This is a genomic window from Pseudomonas sp. TWP3-1 (genome assembly GCF_049896625.1).
Lineage (GTDB): Bacteria > Pseudomonadota > Gammaproteobacteria > Pseudomonadales > Pseudomonadaceae > Aquipseudomonas.
Window position 1 is genome coordinate 1 of the sequence record NZ_JAFCUQ010000052.1, and the last position, 517, is coordinate 517.

Genomic DNA, 517 nt, shown 5'->3' on the forward strand with positions numbered 1-517 from the left:
CTGCACAAGGCTGGAGAGCCCTTGCCGGCACGGCTGATCATTAGCCGAATCATGGGCGCAGACGGTAGTTTGCTGGCTGAATGGTATTTGCTGAGCAATCTTGAACAGCAGGTTGCAGGCGAGCAATTGGCTCTTTGGTATTACTGGCGTTGGCGCATCGAGTCCTACTTCAAGCTGCTCAAAGGCGGCGGGCATCAGTTGGAAAATTGGCAGCAAGAAAGCGGTGAAGCTGTGTTCAAACGGCTGCTGATTGCCAGTCAGGCTTGTGCGGTGAGTTGGCGAATCATGCGGGCGGAAGGTGAGTTTGCTGAACAAACACGGGACTTTCTGGTGCGCTTGTCTGGCCGCCAAATGAAGCGTTCACAGCCGGTTACTGCTTCAGCGGTGCTGGCGGGCTTATACATGCTTTTGGCCATGTGTGAGACGTTGGAGCAACACACCCCAGAGGAGCTGGCGGCTTTTGCTAAAGAAGCCATCGGCTGGATGGCCAGCCGAAGAACTTAGATGTGTAGATACC

General features: G+C 54.7%; 1 pseudogene. It reads left to right on the forward strand.

The annotated features are described in order from the left end of the window. Positions 1-504: pseudogene (locus ACP7BN_RS27695) on the forward strand (IS4-like element ISRba2 family transposase); the annotation flags it as partial. Positions 505-517 lie beyond the last annotated feature (13 nt).